The 19,527-nt window shown below is 49.3% G+C and carries 12 protein-coding genes and 3 pseudogenes; 8 read left to right on the top strand and 7 right to left on the bottom strand.

Features of this window, described 5'->3' with window-relative positions; translation table 11 throughout:
• Nucleotides 1-322 precede the first annotated feature (322 nt).
• From HJG54_RS30600 to HJG54_RS30585, 4 genes are read left to right on the top strand one after another with little or no spacing between them, the layout of a single operon-like run.
• On the top strand, nucleotides 323-1,534 hold the full coding sequence (locus HJG54_RS30600; protein WP_316436897.1) for a sigma-70 family RNA polymerase sigma factor: 1,212 nt from the start codon (nucleotides 323-325) through the stop codon (nucleotides 1,532-1,534).
• Between the two features lie 11 nt (nucleotides 1,535-1,545).
• Nucleotides 1,546-2,730, top strand: a complete 1,185-nt coding sequence (locus tag HJG54_RS30595) for a DUF1822 family protein (protein WP_316436896.1) — start codon at nucleotides 1,546-1,548, stop codon at nucleotides 2,728-2,730.
• Nucleotides 2,731-2,756: 26 nt separating this feature from the next.
• Nucleotides 2,757-5,123, top strand: coding sequence for a CHASE2 domain-containing protein (locus HJG54_RS30590; protein WP_316436894.1), 2,367 nt, complete (start codon nucleotides 2,757-2,759; stop codon nucleotides 5,121-5,123).
• Nucleotides 5,124-5,158: 35 nt separating this feature from the next.
• Nucleotides 5,159-5,935 (top strand): DUF928 domain-containing protein, encoded by a 777-nt coding sequence (locus tag HJG54_RS30585; RefSeq protein WP_316436893.1) that lies wholly within the window; start codon nucleotides 5,159-5,161, stop codon nucleotides 5,933-5,935.
• Nucleotides 5,936-6,116: 181 nt separating this feature from the next.
• Here HJG54_RS30585 and HJG54_RS30580 read toward each other — a convergent pair whose 3' ends face one another.
• Nucleotides 6,117-6,743, bottom strand: a complete 627-nt coding sequence (locus tag HJG54_RS30580) for a Uma2 family endonuclease (protein WP_316436892.1) — start codon at nucleotides 6,741-6,743, stop codon at nucleotides 6,117-6,119.
• Nucleotides 6,744-6,857: 114 nt separating this feature from the next.
• Between HJG54_RS30580 and HJG54_RS30575 the strand changes: the two genes are divergently transcribed.
• The 3 genes and pseudogenes from HJG54_RS30575 to HJG54_RS30565 all read left to right on the top strand — a co-directional run bounded on the left by HJG54_RS30575 (nucleotide 6,858) and on the right by HJG54_RS30565 (nucleotide 13,249).
• On the top strand, nucleotides 6,858-7,124 hold the full coding sequence (locus HJG54_RS30575) for a ribbon-helix-helix domain-containing protein (protein ID WP_316436891.1): 267 nt from the start codon (nucleotides 6,858-6,860) through the stop codon (nucleotides 7,122-7,124).
• Nucleotides 7,112-7,401 (top strand): annotated as a pseudogene (locus HJG54_RS35650) (type II toxin-antitoxin system RelE/ParE family toxin). Before HJG54_RS30575 ends, HJG54_RS35650 begins: the two are co-directional and overlap by 13 nt.
• 130 nt (nucleotides 7,402-7,531) lie before the next feature.
• Nucleotides 7,532-13,249, top strand: a complete 5,718-nt coding sequence (locus tag HJG54_RS30565; RefSeq protein WP_316436889.1) for a CHAT domain-containing protein — start codon at nucleotides 7,532-7,534, stop codon at nucleotides 13,247-13,249.
• Nucleotides 13,250-13,434: 185 nt separating this feature from the next.
• Here the strand turns inward: HJG54_RS30565 and HJG54_RS30560 are convergent, their stop codons facing one another.
• The 6 genes and pseudogenes from HJG54_RS30560 to HJG54_RS30545 form a co-directional block, all read right to left on the bottom strand.
• Nucleotides 13,435-14,193 (bottom strand): glycosyltransferase, encoded by a 759-nt coding sequence (locus HJG54_RS30560; RefSeq protein WP_316436888.1) that lies wholly within the window; start codon nucleotides 14,191-14,193, stop codon nucleotides 13,435-13,437.
• A 456-nt stretch (nucleotides 14,194-14,649) separates the two neighbouring features.
• Nucleotides 14,650-14,748 (bottom strand): AbfB domain-containing protein, encoded by a 99-nt coding sequence (locus HJG54_RS35645; RefSeq protein WP_420717431.1) that lies wholly within the window; start codon nucleotides 14,746-14,748, stop codon nucleotides 14,650-14,652.
• Between the two features lie 3 nt (nucleotides 14,749-14,751).
• Nucleotides 14,752-14,835, bottom strand: a pseudogene (locus HJG54_RS35640) (AbfB domain-containing protein); the annotation flags it as partial.
• A gap of 141 nt (nucleotides 14,836-14,976) precedes the next feature.
• The gene (locus HJG54_RS30555) at nucleotides 14,977-15,567 is read right to left on the bottom strand and encodes a calcium-binding protein (protein WP_316436887.1); all 591 of its coding nucleotides are present in this window, start codon (nucleotides 15,565-15,567) and stop codon (nucleotides 14,977-14,979) included.
• Between the two features lie 104 nt (nucleotides 15,568-15,671).
• A complete protein-coding gene (locus HJG54_RS30550) occupies nucleotides 15,672-17,375 on the bottom strand; it encodes a ShlB/FhaC/HecB family hemolysin secretion/activation protein (RefSeq protein ID WP_420717441.1) in 1,704 nt (567 codons plus the stop codon).
• Nucleotides 17,376-17,829: 454 nt separating this feature from the next.
• Nucleotides 17,830-18,822 carry a Rieske 2Fe-2S domain-containing protein gene (locus HJG54_RS30545; protein WP_316436885.1) on the bottom strand — a complete coding sequence of 331 codons (993 nt, stop codon included), beginning with the start codon at nucleotides 18,820-18,822 and terminating at the stop codon, nucleotides 17,830-17,832.
• A gap of 62 nt (nucleotides 18,823-18,884) precedes the next feature.
• Between HJG54_RS30545 and HJG54_RS30540 the strand changes: the two are divergent.
• A pseudogene (locus HJG54_RS30540) lies at nucleotides 18,885-19,502 on the top strand (TetR/AcrR family transcriptional regulator); the annotation flags it as partial.
• Nucleotides 19,503-19,527: the final 25 nt, after the last annotated feature.

Below are 19,527 nucleotides of genomic sequence, written 5' to 3'. Positions count from 1 at the left end.
TCAACTGGTTCTTGGTCGTGGATGTGCCGCGCCTCTACGATGGCAACAACCTCTGCTGCAGCTATGCCATCATTCAAACCCGGCTAAGTAGAACAACATAATTAAACATGAAACCCGAAGGGCGGCGACAACACCCTGATCTTGGTTCTAATTAAGTTGAATTCTTAACAAACCTCAGAGAGACCGGGAAAGAGTAAAGCAGCATTAAAGATTTATCCTCGCTGCATAATTTCCAAAAGTTTTCCAGTGTAGAGTTTTGTAGGGTGTCCCTCACACTAAAAAACTGTTTCGAATTAGCAGTCTACTCAAGAGGTCTCTCTTTATGCGCCCCCGCCAAGAACTCTCTGAATTGTTCTCAACGTTTATCCAATTTGAGAACGATTATTTCAAGACTTGGAGCACGGATCCAACTCTACGCCGCAGTATTCGAAGTCGCCTAGAACAACTGCCTGATGTTCCCCAATCCGATAAATTTTGGGCGCTTTACTGGTACAGAGTTTGGCAGACCCAATCCTTTAGCCAAATGGCTGCTATGCATTTGTCAGCTTACCTTCAAGAACCGTGCTACTGGACAGTCAAACGCACGCTGACCAAGTTTACCAGTACACAGAGTCGATTTTCCGACTCGTTTCAAACGGTAATAGCAGAAATTCATCAGGTGTTGAGACGATACGATCCTAATAAGTACTCCGATTTCAAGCTATATGCTTCATTAGTGTTTTCAACTATTTTGAGAGATACGCTACGTCAACGTCAGGAAGTTGATCTCTGTACAAACTGGACGCTGCTGCGTAAGGTTGGACGCAAACGATTTGTTGACACTTTGCAGAATTTAGGTTTGTCGGCTAGCAATATTGCCCAATACCAACTGGCTTGGGTTTGCTTTAAGGAGCTTTATGCCCACAATTCATTTGCTTCTGAACCGAAACAGCCGAACCAAGCGCTGTGGGCGGCGGTTGCTAATCTCTATAATACTGAGCGACAGCATCAGTTAGCGAGTGCGGGTAGTCCGGTTAGCCCAGAAAGCATCCAGCAGTGGCTAACTGATTGCGCTAACTCAATTCGCGCCTATCTTTATCCCTCGATTGGCTCTCTGAATGTGATCAAAACCGGACAAGAGGCAGGCGAAGTCCAGGATGATTTGCCCAATCCTCTCTCTGACTCCCTTCTTAGTGAGTTAATTGCTCAAGAAGATGCGCAAGCTCGCCAAACCCAGCAAGCTCAGGTTAGTACTGTTCTGTCAGGGGCGCTACAGCAGTTTGATTGGCAATCGCAGCAGCTTTTGCATCTGTACTACGGGCAAAATCTCAACCAAATGCAAATGGCAAAGCAAACGGGCCTCAGCCAAGCAACGGTGTCACGCCGGTTGACTCAAACCAAAAAGGATTTACTGAAAATTCTGGTGCAGTGGAGCCAAGACACCCTGAATATTTCTCCAACTTCAACCAGTGTTATAGATATGGGGGCTGCTTTAGAAGACTGGCTAACCATTCGCTATAGCGAGTCTGACCTTGCCTCTGCTATCGACTCATAGGAGGAAACAAAATGACGTTCACGTTTGCTGACTCAACGGAATGGTGGTTAGAAATTCCACCGGACGTGCAAGCAGATGCTTGGCAGCAAAGCCAGATTAGTGGTACTCCCAACCGGCGTTGGATCGCCTATCTGCATCAGCTCTGCCTCAACACCTTTTTGCCGTGGCTCCAGTCCGAGATTGCCCCAATGGCCCAATTAGAATTTCAGGTTGATTTGCCTGCTCTATGGGAATTAGTAAATGGAATTGTAATCCGGCTGGATCGCTCTACTCGGATGGTTCTACTGCCAGGAGAAACTATTGATGATGCTGAATTAGAAGTGCCTCAAGAATGGGTTGATATCCCAAGTTGGACTGTTGAGTACTATGTTGCGGTTCAGGTCAAGTTAGGCCAGAAGTTGGAGCGAAACTGGCTGAGAGTTTGGGGATATACAACGCATCACAATTTAAAAACCCAGGGTAACTATGATTTGGGCCAACGCATGTATTATCTGGATAAACAATCCCTAATCCAGGATATGAATTCCCTCTGGGTCAGCTATGACCTATGTTCTGAGTCACCGGCCAAGGTAGAAATTGTGCCTTTATCTGAGCTGCCTGCTGCCCAAGCCGAACAGCTGATGCAGCGGCTGGGTAACCCTTCAATCACGTTTCCTAGATTAGCGGTTCCCTTTGCGATGTGGGGCGCTCTGTTGCAACAAGCGACTTGGCGATCACAGCTCTGTCAGCAGCGGCAAGCAATGGCCCCGATATTACTGCGTCAATGGTTGGAAAATCAGTTAGAGAACATTGTGGCAGGCTGGCAGTCGTTGGAAACCCGATTTGACTCAACTTCCCTGGCTTGGAATTTCAGAGATACCGTAGAAGTGGGTGAATCTGAAGTTACCCGAATCAAACAGATTAACTGGACAACTGAGACAGATATTCCACCAGTTCTGCTCGTGGTGGGGCTGAAAGCAGAGGCGGATGAACGACTTCGGGTATTAGTTCAAATTTATTCCAGCCAAACCAGCAATTTTGTTCCGTCCAATTTAATTTTGAGATTGTGCTCAGAAACCGGCGATGTGCTGCAGTTAGTTCAGGCTCGTGAGCAGGATATCTATATTCAGCTTCAATTTAGATGCACATCTAGCACCCGTTTTAGTTTGCAAATTTCCTTAAATGATGACAGCTTTGTTGAAGCATTTATCGTGTGATTCTGAAGCGGGCCGGAGAAGCAGCAATGAGTCAGTTAGTCATTCTCAATCTAGGTAGAGGAAGCTGGCAGCAGGGTTTTCCCAGCGTCACCGCTCAGGTATGGGAATCTGGAACCACTGCTCCAACTCATGCCCCAACTCAATTTACGGGTAGTCTACCTCCAGCTCCAGAGATACCAGATTTGTATCAGCAGTGGCAATTGCTGTATCAGGCGTTGCATCGCCGCTTAGGGCGGCTCAATTTAGGGATGCGAGGCATTGAGCTAGATGAAATGGGTGTTACGAATGTTTCCGAAGCTGATTTTCATGGGATCTCTCAACAGCTCAAGCGCGAGCTAAATTGTTGGCTGGGTGCAAGTTCGTTCGGTAAAATTGAGCGGCAACTGCGAACAGTGCTTGTGCCGGCAATGGATTTGCGGGTTGTGATTGAAACTGACGATCTGCAACTGCGGCAGTTTCCCTGGCACCTTTGGAATTTTCTCGAGGATTATCCGCAGGCCGAAATTTCGCTGGCGGTTCCCGACCATAAGCGAGTCGATCAAACTACTCAAAGGCTCGCCCCAAAAGTCAAAATACTTGCTGTTCTGGGCAATAGCGAAGGTATTGACATTCAAAAGGACCGGGAGTTTCTGGCGCAACTTCCTGGCGCAGAGGTGGTTTTTCTGGTAGAAGCGTCTCGGCAACAGTTGAATCACCAGCTTTGGGATGAGCGAGGTTGGGACATTTTGTTTTTTGCCGGACATAGCTCTAGCTTGATGGGAAGAGCTACCGGTGAGATTGCCATTAACCGAACTGAGCGTCTGACGATCGAACAGTTAAAACATGCCCTCAAAGCTGCGATTGATCGAGGGTTGAAGTTCGCGATTTTCAACTCCTGCGATGGTTTGGGTCTAGCAAAAGCAATGGCAGACTTGAATATCCCCCAACTTGTGGTGATGCGAGAGCCAGTTCCCGATCAGGTTGCTCAAGAGTTTTTGAAATATTTGCTGACAGCCTTCTCAGGCGGAAAATCGTTCTACCGTTCGGTGCGCGAAGCCAGGGAAAAACTTCAGGGTTTAGAAAATGACTTTCCGGGTGCTTCTTGGCTGCCGGTGATTTGCCAAAACCCAGCCGAAACTCCGCTCTCGTGGAAACAACTCCGCGATGGCGTTGAAGAGACCAAGAAACGCTTCACGAAAGACTGGTTCCAGACCGTATTGTTAACCAGTATCGTTGTCTTGGCAGTCGTGTTGGGTGTCAGGCAGATTGGCGGATTCCAGTCCTTGGAATTGGCGATGTATGACCAGTTGCTCCGCTGGCGTCCCCAAACCGAACCTCCCGATCCCCGTTTGCTGGTAATTACGGTGACGCAGGCCGATGTGCAGGCTCAGACCGAGCGCCAAGGCTCTTCGCTCTCGAACAAAAGTTTGGCTCAACTGCTCGATAAACTAGAACCCTATCAGCCAGCTGTGATTGGCTTAGATATCTATCGCGATTTTGCGATAGAACCCCAATATCGACGTTTAGCGGAACAACTCAGCGAAAACCAACCGCACCTGATTGCCGTTTGCTATGCCGGAGCCACCGATGCCGAACCGGGTATTCCGCCGCCACCGAATATTCCTACGGCTCAACTTCAGCAGCGTGTTGGTTTTAGTGATTTTCCAGTCGATCTGGATGGCAGTATTCGTCGGCATCTGCTGGGACAGGCTCCACCGGAAAAGTCGGCCTGCCAAAGCCAACTTTCGTTTAGTTTTTTGCTCGCTACCGCATACTTGCAGCAGCACGACCCGAATCTGCAAATTCAGTGGAATCCAACCGATGTCCGGATTGGTCCGACAACCTTCCCGGCCATGGAGTCGAATGCCGGCGGCTATCAAGGAATGTCGAATGGTGGCTATCAGGTTCTGCTCAATTACCGCGCCTCCAAACAAATTGCCGAACAGTTAACGCTGGATGATGTTTTGAACCGCAATCAGCTGACGCCGGATTTGGTGCAGGGCCGAATTATTCTGATTGGAACAACAGACTCTAGCTATAAAGATTTTCACCAAACACCCTATAGCAAAAACCTGTCTGAGCAAATGGCAGGGGTGTTGGTGCAGGCTCACATGGTTAGCCAGATTTTGAGCACGGTGCAGGATAAACGACCGCTGATCTGGTGGTTACCAGAGTGGGGTGAAATTGTTTGGATCTGGGTATGGGCGTTGTTGGGTAGCGTGATTGCCTATCATTGGCGGTCGGAAGCAGCGATCTGGTTAGCGGCAGGTTGTGCCGTTTTGGTTTTGTTTGGGTGCTGCTATGGGCTGATTCTGCAAGCGGGATGGGTACCGTTAGTGCCGCCTGCGTTTTCGATTGTAACGGCAGCAGGAATACTGGTGATCTATACCAGAGTTCAAGCTAAGCAACAGTAGCGTTTGATTAATCTTGTTTTTTCTGGAGTCCTATCATGAACCGAATTGGTTTGGATTACGCTTGGATACTGATTTTAACCACCACCGGATTATCAACTGGGTTGATGGGGTTTACACCTGCTAATTATCCTATCAATGACTCAGCGTTAACCCCAGTGTCAGAATCTACTTCGATTCATGTACCTGAAGTGAGTGCGCCGCTGCTAATGGCTCAAACGGGACGCGGACGACCCGTGGCCCGCAGAGGAGGAGCCGGTCATGGAAGCTGCGAATTAGGCGGACAGACAAATGAATTGCTGACCTCGATTGTACCGAGATTCTCTGGTGAGGGATTGACGGTTGCTTCTCAGCCGATGTTTTGGGTGTATGTGCCTTATTCACTCAGCGATTCCCAGTCTATGCAGTTTTTATTAAAAGATGCAACTGGCAGCCTCATCTACCAATTTACTCCAACTGAAACAGCTATGCTGCCCGGTGTAATTGGTATACCTTTACCTTCAAGTGTTACATTATCTGAAAATCAAGAATATCTTTGGACGTTTACTGTAACGTGCGGTGAGATGAAATTGACGGTAGAAGGTGCCGTTACTCGAATTGCTCTTAGCCCTGCGTTGGAGACCGCCTTGCAAGCAGCAACTACTCCCCAAGAGCGGGCAACAGTTTATCGCAATTCTGGTCTCTGGCTGGATGCATTAACTGTACTAGCTGAGCAGCAGCGAGCACAACCAAATGATGCAGCTACGGCTTCGGCTTGGACTGACCTGTTGAATCAAATTCAGCTTGGTGATGTGGCGAGTAAACCGATTCGCTGAATCGCCCTTATGTAGCTAATTCGCGGCAAAATTGCCGAACGGCTCGAACCACGGTTAGATCGGTGCCTGTTCTATCGAAATGGCGCTACCGGGCGCGAGTTCAATTTGGCTAATCGAGGCAGCAACTACAGTCGTCATAAATTCTGTGCTTGGCTTACTTTTCTAGGTTACGGTGAGCTGTTCATGATGAAGGCCGCAATGTAGCTCGCAACTGCCGAATCGCGACGCTGGTATTCTGCTCATAGGCAGTTTTGAGAACTTCCGCAACAATGGATTGGAGGTCATAACCTGGGAAGTAGCGGCTCTCCGAGGTTTCCACATAGGCTCCTTCCATTAGTTGATAAATGCGTAACTGCTCCTTAAACATCCAAACTTCTGGTACTTTATAGGGTGCGTAATCGTCTACAGCACTGAAGTTAGTCACATCGATTTCAATGACAAGATCAGGAGGTGGATCAATTTGCCAGTTGATGCGTTTCTTGCCTTGCACGGCTTTCCAATTGGTAATGTAAAAGCAATGATCTGGCTCAATTCCTCCTAACTGAGGCAGCGTTATAGTAATGGGAGTATAGGAATCATAGAGTCGATCTTGCTGATCAAGTAGCGTTTTAACAATATCTGGTAGGACATCGCCAGTTTTACCATGCTCAGGTAACGGCACCATAATCAAGATCTCTCCATTGCGGTATTTGATGCGAGGAATGCTGCTATCGCCTCGCTGAGCTGCAATGCGCTCATATTCAGAATAAGAGCAGGGGAACCGCAGTACCGTGCCTGGAGCTAACTCAGGCAAAAGGATTTGGATCATCGTTCGTCTCCTGAATTTGCTGATATTTTAGCTGATCGGCACAGCACGATTTTTTTGCAGGCTGCGTTATCATAACGATCATATGGTCTTAGTCCATCACAGCCAGAAATAGCAATGCAAATCTCTCTGTCTTCTGAGTTAGCTACGATTGTCGAACAGCAGATTGCTTCTGGAGCTTACAACAGTCCGGAGGAGGTAATCACAGCAGCACTGCTACAGTTGACCGATGGGGTTGATCCAGATCAAGAGGAGCAGATAGAAGCAGAAAATCGCCGTCGTTGGCAGAAGTTTAAGCAGACGGGGCGAGTGATTCCACATCAGGTTGTAGCAGAATGGGTCTATAGCCTTGGAACAGACAATCCATTACCATGCCCCAAGTAGTTTGGCTACCAGAAGCATTAGATGATCTCAATCGGGTTTACGATTTTCTAGCACTTAAGAATCCGGATGCGGCTGCAAGGGCTGCTCAGGCGATCTTTGAGGCAGCGAACAGCTTATCACGAATCCATTGCGTTGCCCTCAGCTTAGAGCAAATCCAAATCGTAGAAAGCTAAAAGTAAATTGGGGTAAACGCGGGTATTTAATCTACTTTGAGGTTTTAGACGACACTGTATATATCGTGCAAGTTTGGCATGGTCTGGAGCAGCGGCTGAAGTGAGAATAGCGTTAACTTGCATATCTAAATATAAACAGTAATGTAGAACTACAACATTTTGTGATTAACTGAAGCCTGACTCAGTTGCAGTTCATAAACTGCTAGAAATACTCAATCTCTGCCGGAGGTCGTGATGGAGACGGGCCTGGGTTTGCTGAGGCGGCTGCAATGGTCACTTTCACTACTTCTGTTAATTCTTCTATGGGCTGGAGCAGCAGAGGCCCAGCGCATTACCCCAGCCCGTGATGGCACTGGCACTGTTGTAAACCGGCAGGGCAACCGAATTGACATCAGTGGCGGCACTCGTTCCAGAGATAACGCCAATTTGTTTCACAGCTTTGAGCAGTTTGGGCTGAGCCGCGAACAGATTGCTAACTTTCTGTCTCGCCCAGATATTCGCAACATTCTCGGTCGTGTAGTGGGTGGTGATGTTTCGGTGATCAACGGCTTGATTCGGGTGACGGGTGGTAACTCGAATTTATATTTAATGAATCCAGCCGGAATTGTGTTTGGCCCGAATTCGCGGTTGGATGTGCCTGCTAGCTTTACCGCTACGACGGCGAACGGCATCCAATTTGGCTCGGAATGGTTCAGCGCTCTGGGCAGCAGCAACTATGCAGATTTAGTCGGTGAGCCGAGTGGGTTTGGCTTTACGCTAGGGCAACCGGGAGCAATCCTAAATGCCGGTGATTTGGCTGTGGGTACGGGTGAGAGCCTGAATCTATTAGGTGGAACAGTCATCAATACAGGTAGCCTCACAGCTCCAGAGGGACAGATTTTAGTAACGGCGGTACCAGGAAGTCGTTTCGTTCGCCTCAGCATACCGGGACAGTTGTTGAGTCTGGAAATTGACCCGACGATGTTGAGCAGCAGCCAACCGAATGCCTGGACGCTTCCAGTCGCAGCGCTGCCAATTTTGTTGACGATGGGTACAGAAGGTCTTGATCTGGGCGCGACGGCAAACCCCGATGGCACGATTCGCCTGACCGATTCAGGTATGAATGCTCCGGCTGATCCGGGTACGGCAATTGCGGCTGGGACTTTGAATGTGTCGGGGCAAACAGGCGGTGAGGTTGGTGTATTTGGTAATCGCGTCGGATTAGTAAATGCTCAGGTGAATGCAGCAGGTGTGAATGGTGGCGGAACGGTGAGAGTGGGCGGTGATTATCAGGGAAATGGCACAGTTCCGAATGCAACTCAAACCTTTGTTAGTCGGGATTCCAACGTCAATGCAGATGCAACCAACAGCGGCAATGGTGGACGGGTAATCATTTGGGCCGATGGCTCCACCGAGTTTTATGGCAACATCAGCGCTCGCGGTGGGTTTCGGCTCGGTAACGGCGGTTTTGCTGAAGTCTCTGGAAAGAAGAATCTGACGTTTGATGGCGTTGCTGATTTGAGTGCCCCAAATGGCGCGTTCGGAACGCTATTGCTTGATCCAGAAGATATTGTGATCGTGAATGGTAGTGGTGGTGCAAATGAGCAGCTCGATCCCAATGTACCAAGTGTGGGTAATCCAGAGGGAACGATTTTTGCAACCGACGGCAGCGGCACATTTACCATTTCTGAAGCCCGACTGGAAGCACTGCCCGGTAGCGCCAATATCCTGCTAGAAGCATCGAATAATATCACGGTCAGTTCACTGGCTGATAATGCGCTGACGCTTCAACCTGGAGCTGGAACCGTTACATTCACCGCCGATGCTGATCAAAATGGTAGCGGCAGTTTCTCGATGCAGCGAACGCAGTCAATCATTGCTGCGGGCAGAAACCTGACGATTCGAGCCGCAAGTATAACTGTAGGAAATATTAATACTGCTGTCACAACTGCCGCAGATCCGGGCACTCCAGGAGGTAATGGCGGACAGGTGATTTTAGAAGCAACTTCAGGAAATATTGTGGCCGGAAATATTACCGCTTCTGGTGGTAACGGCGGTGTTATTATAGCGACACCCAGCCCGACTCCCACTGCTGGTGCTGGAGGCAACGGAGGCTTAGTCTCATTAACAGCAACTTCAGGTGAAATTACAACAGGAGACATTGTCACTACTGGTGGTACTGGTGGATCTGGCAGTAATGGGTTCGTTAATGGAGCTGGCGGAAGTGGCGGCACGGGCGGACAAGTGATGTTGTCGGCATCCGGTGATATCAGGACAGAAAATATCTCGACTGCTGGCGGGATAGGTGGGATTGGTGGAAGAGGCATTGAAGGAGTTAGCTTGCCAGGTGGGATCGGTGGAACTGGTGAGATTGGCGGAGATGGCGGAGCGGGTGGGCAAGTCATGCTGTCAACAACAGGCAATATCTCGACTGCAAACATCTCGACTGCTGGTGGAGCTGGTGGTATTGGCGGAACTGGTGGACAAGGCTATGGCAGTGATGGCAGTGTAGGTGGAGCTGGCAGGACAGGTGGCGTTGGTGGAGCTGGCGGGACAGGTGGAACGGGTGGGCAAGTCACGTTGACGGCAACATTGGGAGCTATTAATACTGGAAATATCTCTACGTTTGGTGGGATTGGTGGCGCAGGCGGAGGGGGCGGTGATGGTAGTGGAGGTATCTCTACTACTGGCACAGGCGGAGCTGGTGGCATAGGTGGGCAAGGCGGCACAGGTGGTAATGCCAATCAGGTCAGCGCAACCGCATCTTCTATAACGACAGGAGCTATTACGACTACTGGTGGAAATAGCGGCAATGGCGGTACTGGTGGTAACGGTGGACGTGGCGGTGCTGGTGCTACGGCTAGTCGAGGTGGCACAGGTGGACGTGGTGGCACAGGCGGCACAGGCGGCACAGGCGGCACAGGTAGCCAAGTCACTTTAACAGCAACGTCTGGTGATATATCAACCCGTGAAATTGATGCGACTGGTGGGGCTGGAAGTAATGCAGGAGATAATGGTGAAGCGGGAGATCCAGGCGAAACGGGTACTGGTGGTGCTGGTGGTGCTGGTGGCGCAGGTGGTGCTGGTGGCACTGGCAATGTCAGTGGAAATAGTGGAAGTGTCAACCTAAATGCCGCTGGTAACATTACAACGAATGGAAGCGATATTGATGTGTCGGTCGCGAATGCCACAACTGGCAGAGGTGGAGCAGTTGTTTTGCGAGCAGGTGGTTCTATCACCAATATCGATTTAATTAACACATCTGCCTTTGTTGATGCACCTGATGGTAATCCTGATTTTCCAGTTGGCGATGCCATTGGAGGAACGGTCTCTCTTAATGCCGGCCTTGATATCAATATTGATGATATTGACGCATCGGCTGGAAATTTTGGCTCTAATTTTGCTAGCGGCATCACGGTAGGAGCGAGAGGCGGTGCAGTCAACCTGAATGCTGGCAGAAATATTATCTCTGATTCAATCAATACTTCAGCAGTTGTCGATCCATTTGAGGCTTTTCCTCTCGAAGGAGGAGGTACAGGCGGAGCTGGAGGAACGGGTGGTACGGGTGGTACGGGCGGCGGCGGTGTTATTCTATTCGACTCGATTGCAGGTTCAGTCAGCTTAACCGCTGGCAACACCATCAGTACAGGGAATATCAACACTTCTGCCACTGATCCGGTTGTGGCTGATGCCGGTGCGGTCACGTTGCGAGCACCAAACGGAATTGCGGTTGGAGCAATCACTGCCTCGGCAACGGTGAATCCGCCCGATGGTGACGATGATGGTGACGATGGTGTGCCTCCTGACACCAGAATTCAAGCTACGGGTGGCTCAGTGATTTTGCAATCAAACAGGGATATTCGCTTCAATACAATCGACACTCGCTCACAAAATCTTGCTCCTGGTGGAACAGCAACTGCTACAGGCAGCGGCGGCAGAGTGGCAATCACGGCTGGAGGATTGATCAATGGTCAAGGAACGCTAGCAGACACAACGCCTGCGACGACCATTCTCAGCAGCGGTATCAGTCAAGGGGGTGCAATTGAGCTGAGTCATAGCGGCGGTACGACCAACGTGCGCTTTGTGATCGGCGGTCCTAGCAGCAATGGTACCGTAGGCGCAATCAGCACTGGCACAACCACCCTCTCCACAGGTACAATTCCCGATCCCAGAACAGTGCCGCAAATTCCTGATAACAATGTTTCGACGGTCGATAATATTCAAATCACCTTCGTCAATCAAGCTCCTAGGTTACGTGCAAACACTCGCTTGGGTGAAACTGGCGTAAATCAATCGATTACGTTCAGAGTGTCGGATTTGAATATTAGAGTGAGCGATGCCAATGATGATGTAACCTCCGTAGAAATTGCCTCGATTCGACAGGGTGGCACATTGAGAAGAGCAGATGGTTCTGTGCTGAACGCTGGATCGACCGTGTCCTTAAACGAGCGTTTAACCTATGAGCCTCCTCCCAATGCAACCGGTTCGATTGACGCCTTTAGTCTCAGAGCCAGTGATAATGTCTCATTCTCAGCGCCGATAACGCTGAACCTGGATGTACAGCCGCCACCGCCACCGCCAGAGACAGAACTTCCCGAACCGCCAGAAAAATATCCGTCAACCCTGCCTCCGCCTAATCTGCGTGCCCAGCTTCCTTGCGCTTCAACCGATCCCAATATCTTCCAGCTCGAAGACGACTACGCCCGCGAGTTTCAGGAATATCTCGACACCGACTCCAAACCCGACCGCGATCTGGTCGATACCTGTGCCATTCTCACCAACATCGCCAGCGCCACCGGCATTCGTCCAGCCGTAATCTACGCCAATTTTGTGCCTGCCTCTATCAGCACCGAGCAATATTCAGAAGCCAATCTCTCATTACCCCCTCAACCCGACGATCAGCTCGAACTGATCCTCGTTACCGCCGATGCCGTCCCGCTGCGTCAGCGAATCAACGCTAGCCGTCAGCAGGTGCAAGCCCTCGCCAAACAGTTCAGCGAACAGGTGGCTACCGATCCCAGAACCAGAACTGAAGACTATCGTGACAACGCCCGCCAGCTCTACGAATGGCTGATTCAACCACTCGAAAGCCAGCTCCAGGCACAAGAAATTGGCAATTTGGTATTTATCCTCGACGAAGGACTGCGCTCAGTGCCGCTAGCTGCTCTGATCTATCAAGGCCCAGACAACCAGGATCATTTCTTAGTCGAGCGCTACAGCGTTGGCTTGACTCCCAGCCTCAGCCTCACCGACACTCGCTATCAAAACTTGAGAAATTCAGAAGTGCTGGCAATGGGAGCCTCGACTTTCCCCGCCGAGCAGGGACAGCTCGATCTGCCCACCGTCGAAACCCAGGTTTCTTCGATTCTCAACCTCTGGCAAGGCGAGGGTTTCCTCAACCCCGACTTCACCTATGAGACGCTAAAAAACGAACGGCAGCAGCAGCCCTTTGGCATCGTTCATCTCGCCACCCATGCCGATTTTGAACCGGGTGATCCCTCTCGCTCCTACATCCAACTGCAAAACAGCAAACTCTACTTCAACTCCGACGATATTCGCGCCCTCGGCTGGAATAATCCGCCCATCCAGCTTTTAGTTCTAAGCGCCTGCCGCACGGCCTTAGGCGATCCGGAAGCCGAACTAGGATTTGCCGGGTTAGCCTATCGCACAGGTGTTACGTCAGCGATTGCCAGCCTCTGGACCGTTAGCCAGGAAGGAACCTTGCCCCTGATGGTTGAACTGTATCGGCAGCTCCGCCAAGCCCCAATCAAAGCGGAAGCGCTGCGACAAGCTCAACTCGCAATGATCAATGGCGAAGTCCAGTTTGATTATGACCAAAACGGGGATGGCTTTTTGCGCCTGTCGGATGGAACGATGATTCCTCTAAAAGGGCTGGAGGATCAAATCGGTAGCCCTAATTTAGCGGATCCTTTCTATTGGTCGGCATTTACGATGATTGGTAGCCCCTGGTAATACCAATTCTTAGTTTTAAGTTTTGAGTTTTGAGTTTTGTAGCTTGCTTCTGCGGAGCAGTATTTTGAATGATGGAAGCTGCATACCGCAACTCGTTGGACGGTGTAATCTGTAGCACGATTAAGGGGAAATGATATAACTGAAAAAGTGAATGAAAAAGTTACTGAAAAGTTACTGGAAAGTTACTAGCTCTTAGCCCGAATCGAGAATGTGGCGCTAATCTCGACATGGCTTTCAAATTGGTCGGCTAGACCGCGCCGTTCGAGGGCTTGAGAGATCGCTTTGTGAGACTGGAGAATTTGCTCGATTCGTCGATGGCAGGAAAGACTCTGTTGATGAACTCTGTAGTAGTAAAGCGGTTGTTTGATTTGGTAAATTTCTGTCACTTCAGATAAGCGTAAGCAAAGTTCGTAATCTTCAGCATATTCAAACCCTGGATCAATGCCTCCGACATGGTTATAAATCGATCGCCGCATCAAGCGAAAATGGAAGATCATAAAATCAATTAAAAGCCGCTCTTGCGAGTAAGGAATTTTACACCGCTCGCCTTGGCCTTGAATCCAGCCTTTTTCATCAATCACCATATAGTCTGTGTATACCAAACCAATAGACGGCTGAGCGTCTAAAACGGCGGCTGTTGCCTCAAGTGCTGTGGATGCTAGTACATCATCGCTGTCTACTTGCCCAATGTATTCACCAGCAGCCTGAGCAAACGCGGCTCGCAGCGCCCGTCCTTGTCCGCGATGGTCTGCGGCGATTACCCGCACTCGGTTATCCTGCTTGGCATAGTAATGTGCAATCTCGATTGAACGATCCGTAGACCCATCATCCCAAATCAATAGCTCCAAGTTATCGTAGGTTTGAGTCAAGACGCTTTCGATGGCCTGATCAAGATATCGTTCTCGGTTATAGACCGTTGTAACAATAGTGATTAAGGGAGACATTAAGTTTATATCCGCTTTGCAGAAAGACTCAATAGATTGCAAACTGGTTTTACTCACAGATCCTCCGCGAATAAATTGCGAGCTAGTAGAGTAGGGCAATTTCAGCGCACTGATGAAGCAAAGCCCATTCAGGCTGCTCCCAGGTTCAAAGGATTTGATGTCAAGACGATAGAGACGCTCCGACTCGCTTTTGGCTCAACTGCCCCATTTATCCAGCGCACTTCAGTGCCCTGCTCTAGTAGCCCGCAATTCATTCGCGGGCGGAATCTTGCGATCTACTGAGAGTAGATCAGAACCTCACTCCGTCGAATGGCGAAATCCTATCACTACCTTCAGCAAGCGTCAATCAAGTGAAGTACTTTGGAGAAATCAATTCCACAAAGCCGAGCGTAGTTTAAACGTGGCATCTTTGTTGAACAAATCTCCTCGATCTTGCTCGATGTACAGGTGTCCATTTCAGTGTCGAATAAAGCAACCACAATCATTGTAGGACTCAAACGAAAAGTCATCTGAGTTAGCAAGTCCTGGTCTCAGACAAAGGGTTGCATCCGCCAAAAGTCAACTGCTGTCCTCATACCTATCTATTCTGACTCGACCATTTTGGTGTCTCAAGTAATAGCCTGGGTAGTTCACTGACTCAAAGCAATATGTCCTGCGGACACGCTGCGCTAAGGGGAATGTAGGGGGCTATAAAAAACTACCTGCGGTGAGCGCAAGTAGTTGAATCAACTCGTTTCATTCACATACTTCAGGAGAAATGGCTAGGCTGCCAAACAAACCGAACTAGACAAACCGGAAATCTCTCGACATGCTGACGTTAGTGGTATCTTGAACGACACCGACCAAATCACTGCCATAATAAATTCCCATATCTGTGGCCGAAGAGCCACCCCAGTTGCCCGACCGCAGCGAATATTGGCTCCGGCTGCCTCGCACCTCGATCCAGTCGCTGGTATCCCAGTTTTTGATCGTGGCATAACCGCGACCCTGATAGGAAACACCCCAAGAACCGCCCAAGACAAACGTATCTGAACCTATGCTGCCATCCAGCGTGTCGTACTCAACTCCAGTCGTGGCGTAACCATCTAAACGATCGTTGCCCGATCCACCGACGAGCGAATCATTGCCGCTGCCGCCCAACAGGGAATCATTGCCACTGCCGCCACTGAGATAATCGTTGCCGGAACTGCCACTGAGATAATCATTGCCTGTCCAGCCGTAGAGCGAATCATTGCCATCGTGACCATAGATTGAATCATTTTGGGTATTGCCAAAAATCCTGTCGTTACCGCTGTAGCCATAAGCTACTAGACGATCTGTACCCATGTAATTGAAATAATCGCTGTTGTTTGTACCTCGATAAATGTAAGTCATGGTGATGTCTCTAGCATATATTAGTGAGTATTTGAGAGATAGGTTTGAACTTGTACTTCTCTCTCTACTCACTTCACTGGAGTGTTTTTGGGGTTTATTCAACCTCAATACTGATAGCGAACGCTGAAGTAAAATCCATCATCCTGAGCGTTGTCTTCCCGATCGTCCAAATCGACAAACGGAAAGCCATAATCTAACCTGAGGCTGAAGCCATCGAGTCCCAACGGGTCATTCAGCAGCAGTCCCAGCCCTGCTCCCACCAGAAATGTCTGCGGCAGCAGTTGATTCGGATTATCAGGATGATTCCAGACATAACCCACATCCACAAAAGGCGCAATCTGAATCACCGGTGCACCCGACTCATTCCGATTCACCGTAATCCGATCCTCAATCGAAAACCGCAAGCCATTATCACCCGACCGGGCATTTTGCCGATAGCCCCGCACCGACTGACCGCCCCCAATCACAAACTGTTGCGCGGGCAGCAGACTATCGGGTGTAAGTTGCAAATCAGCCGAAATCAACACTAAATGATCGTTGCCAATCAACTGCGCTCGCTGCACTTGCCCCAACCAGCTCAAGAATTGCCCATCCGGAATCGGCGCTTCATTGGTCGTGGCATCAAATAGATCGACGCCAAGGCTAAACTGCGAACGAGCGGCCCAAGCTCCGTCAGGATCGCGCAGAATATAGTCCTGACTGAAGCTAAACACGCTAGTGCGGCTGACGCCATTCTCGTCTGGCCCGATACCAAATCGGGTCGGCTGATCGAACACAAAGGTCTGGCCGTTTTGATAGGCAAAGCCAAGCGACAGAGCCAACTCCTGATTCGACGAGCGGATGATCGGTTGGCGGTACGTCGCTTCATAGAGCTGCTGGGAGCCTTCAATGTTCAAGTCGGCAAACTCGGCCTCGGTGATGCGGTTGCGGTTAGGGGCTGCCCTGAGTTGAATCGTACCGTTCATAGCGTTGAGCGGAATCCGATAGCTGAAGTCAAATACTTCCGAGCCGCTAGTAGTGGAGCGATAGTAGGAACCTGCTAACTCATCTCCCAAGCCGGTTAGGTTACGATGACGCAAATCAATGCCGACCCGCTCAGAGCCAACGCTGGGCGGCGAATAGTTGTCTACACTGGCACTGGCAGTAAATGGAGGCGCTTCTTCAACGCGAATCAGTAGGGTACTTTGCCCTCTGATTCCTTCCGGACGCAGGCTGGCTTCCACGGTTTCAAAAATCGGATCGACCCGCAGTAGCCGCAACTGCTCCTCTAGCCGAGCCGTATTCAGGGGCACATTTGTTCCCAGTTGAATGCGGCTGCAAATATAGCTAGGATTTAAACGTCGTGTGCCAGATACTAAGATCTGACCAATTTGTCCTTCAATTACCTGAATTCTGATGGTCTCAGTGGCAGGCGCTGCTTGCTCAACCGAAATCGCCAATGAATTGATGTAGCCCTGACTTAAGTACAGTTCAGTAATGGCATCAGCAATCTGGGGCGGCGTCAGGTTTGGCAAATTGTTCTTTTGTTGAAATGCTTGAATCGCATTACTGATATCATTGCGATCGAAAATGCTGCTGCCTATCACTTCAATCCCATCGAGTTGAATCGAGATTTCAGCCCCAGATGGTGGAGTTGGCTCGGAGCTGGTGCAAATATGAGGTTGGTTTTCTGCTGGAGCAGAGGACTCAGGGGACTCAGGGGACTCAGGGGACTCAGGTGGCGTAACCGCTGGTTCAGGTTCTTGATTGGCAGGAGAGGGTGAAGGTAAGGGTTCAGGTGGATTGTTTTGCTTATTGTAGTCAGCGATGACTAGATCATTGCCAGATGTTTCATTAGCTATTTGATTGAATACTTTGTTCGATCCTTTCCTCGAGAACGCGGAATTAGTGGTGTCTGTTCTATTTATAGTAATCCGATTAGTTGCTGCTCTTTCGGGAGCTGGAGCCGCATTAATTGATTTGGTTAGAATTAAGATTGGCAATGAAATTGTGAAACTAAGGTAAATGTAGAAAAGTACAATGCAGTGATTTTTCGATGTTGAACTATCAGTAGGGAATATTCTCACAGCACAAAGTTCCTGGCCACTGCCATATCGCTGTCTGGAACAACTGACAAAACTTTCACTCGCTTATAGCATCGTTCTTTTCTGAAGAAAAACTATCTTTTGAAAACTTAACAAATCAAATCGCGAAGAGGATTCAGCTTACATTTAGGACAACTCTCTATGAGACTTACCTAGATAATACTTACCTAGATGATATTTATCTAGAAAGATTCGGCTCTACAACCTCTGGGAAACTGGCAAAATTACGCCGTACCCAATCCATGCCAACCTCGTTATTGAGCTTAACTTTCTGAGGTGTATCAGCATAAAGTTTACCGAGAATATCTGTATCCTGATCGACAACAATCTTACCAAAATTGAGATAGCTGCGGCCTAATACATTGAAAGCAGGATGTTTTGCTTGACCAAACAGCAGAATATAGGTCCGGGTGCGGTTCTCCGCTTCGGGAACAAACAAATGACATTGCACTGCCCTACCGATCGGCATTTCCCCGTGCAGCATCACTAGAAACGGGAAGTAATTTTCTAGGTGAGCCTTGATTAAGCTCGGTAATAGAAATAGATCTGGCTTCCTTAGCTTTTCTAGCAAACTGTACGGTGCAGTCGGCATATCGTAGAATGCATGGGAATGATGCCCTTGATCGATAAAACGGTGGAATTTGACTTCAGTGATGCGAAATAGGTCGCGATGAGTACCGTTCTGATGATTATAGTCATGCATAATCAAGAGCATGGTCAACAGATCGGTTGCAACGCTGCAATCGGCTGTATAGCCGATAAAGGAATACTTGTTTGCGATCTGGTTCAGAACTGTGGGAATCGGAATCTTCGGTTCATGTCCTCCATAGGACCAGATAAAATCTCCTTGAACAATCAGTTCTAGAGGCTGCAGTAGAGGTAATGTTTTTTTGCTTGAGTCGGGTAGAACGGTACATCCGGCGTTATCGAATGGCAGCGCGTGAAATGGACAAACAACTGTGCTGCTGCCGTCTGGTTGCACCTCACACCAGCCTTCGGACAGCATTGCCCCCATATGGGGACAGGCATTCGGTAGGGCATGAATCGCTCCCGCTTGATCCTGCCAGATCACATAGTCAATACCGTAGAGGGAAAATTTGCGAGGCTGGTTGGGCTTCAGCATCGACCGATGAGCCAATAGCCAGGGTGCACCTGGAAGCATAGACTGCATGGCATTCTCCGTTAAAGCTAGATCAGAGTAAAATTATGAAAAATCCGTCGTGTTTCTAAAATATGACAGAACTTTCACGTTCGTCAAGTCCGCAAACCTCTACTAGCTTGCGTCGCCAACCCAAACAACAGCGAGGTAAGCAACGAGTTGAAAAAATTCTGGATGCGGCGGCGGCGGTGTTTGATGAGGTGGGCTATGAGGCCGCAACCACACACATGATTGCGGCTAGAGCCGGAACGGCGATTGGGTCACTCTATCAGTTTTTTCCGGATAAAGCAGCGATTTTCAAGGCGATGGAGTTACGCCATACCGAGCGAGTCAAGGGATTTTGGACACAGATCGATATTCCGGCCCTAGTTCGGCTGCCGCTACGTCAAATGATTCATAGGCTCGTTGTCTCGGTTGCTGAACTGTTTGAACAACCTGTATCGCGGGTAGTATTTGTGCAGTTTTATCTGGCCCGCCAGATTTTTCAGTCAATTGATGAAAGCATGACCCAGGACGCAATTGCCTTGATGGCCAAAATTCTCAAGCATCGCAATCCGTCCCTATCGGAGGACCAGTATTATCTGCTAGCCGAAGTTTGTGTGCACAGCAGCAACGCCGTAATTTTAGCCGCACTTCGCAACCCCGATGAAGCATATCGCCAGCGTTTGACCGAGCAAATTGAAGACTTATTGGTGTCGTATTTGGAGCCGCATATGG

The sequence above is a fragment of the Leptolyngbya sp. NK1-12 genome (assembly GCF_032598965.1).
In the GTDB taxonomy this organism is placed as follows: Bacteria; Cyanobacteriota; Cyanobacteriia; order Elainellales; family Elainellaceae; genus Elainella.
This window is presented reverse-complemented; position numbering and strand designations above follow the sequence as displayed.

Excerpts from the sequence above, each read along its gene's own strand:
- HJG54_RS30600 (WP_316436897.1), top strand. The coding sequence starts at position 323 with ATGCGCCCCCGCCAAGAACTCTCTGAATTGTTCTCAACGTTTATCCAA.
- HJG54_RS30595 (WP_316436896.1), top strand. The coding sequence starts at position 1,546 with ATGACGTTCACGTTTGCTGACTCAACGGAATGGTGGTTAGAAATTCCA.
- HJG54_RS30590 (WP_316436894.1), top strand. The coding sequence starts at position 2,757 with ATGAGTCAGTTAGTCATTCTCAATCTAGGTAGAGGAAGCTGGCAGCAG.
- HJG54_RS30585 (WP_316436893.1), top strand. The coding sequence starts at position 5,159 with ATGAACCGAATTGGTTTGGATTACGCTTGGATACTGATTTTAACCACC.
- HJG54_RS30580 (WP_316436892.1), bottom strand. The coding sequence starts at position 6,743 with ATGATCCAAATCCTTTTGCCTGAGTTAGCTCCAGGCACGGTACTGCGG.
- HJG54_RS30575 (WP_316436891.1), top strand. The coding sequence starts at position 6,858 with ATGCAAATCTCTCTGTCTTCTGAGTTAGCTACGATTGTCGAACAGCAG.
- HJG54_RS30565 (WP_316436889.1), top strand. The coding sequence starts at position 7,532 with ATGGAGACGGGCCTGGGTTTGCTGAGGCGGCTGCAATGGTCACTTTCA.
- HJG54_RS30560 (WP_316436888.1), bottom strand. The coding sequence starts at position 14,193 with ATGTCTCCCTTAATCACTATTGTTACAACGGTCTATAACCGAGAACGA.
- HJG54_RS30555 (WP_316436887.1), bottom strand. The coding sequence starts at position 15,567 with ATGACTTACATTTATCGAGGTACAAACAACAGCGATTATTTCAATTAC.
- HJG54_RS30545 (WP_316436885.1), bottom strand. The coding sequence starts at position 18,822 with ATGCAGTCTATGCTTCCAGGTGCACCCTGGCTATTGGCTCATCGGTCG.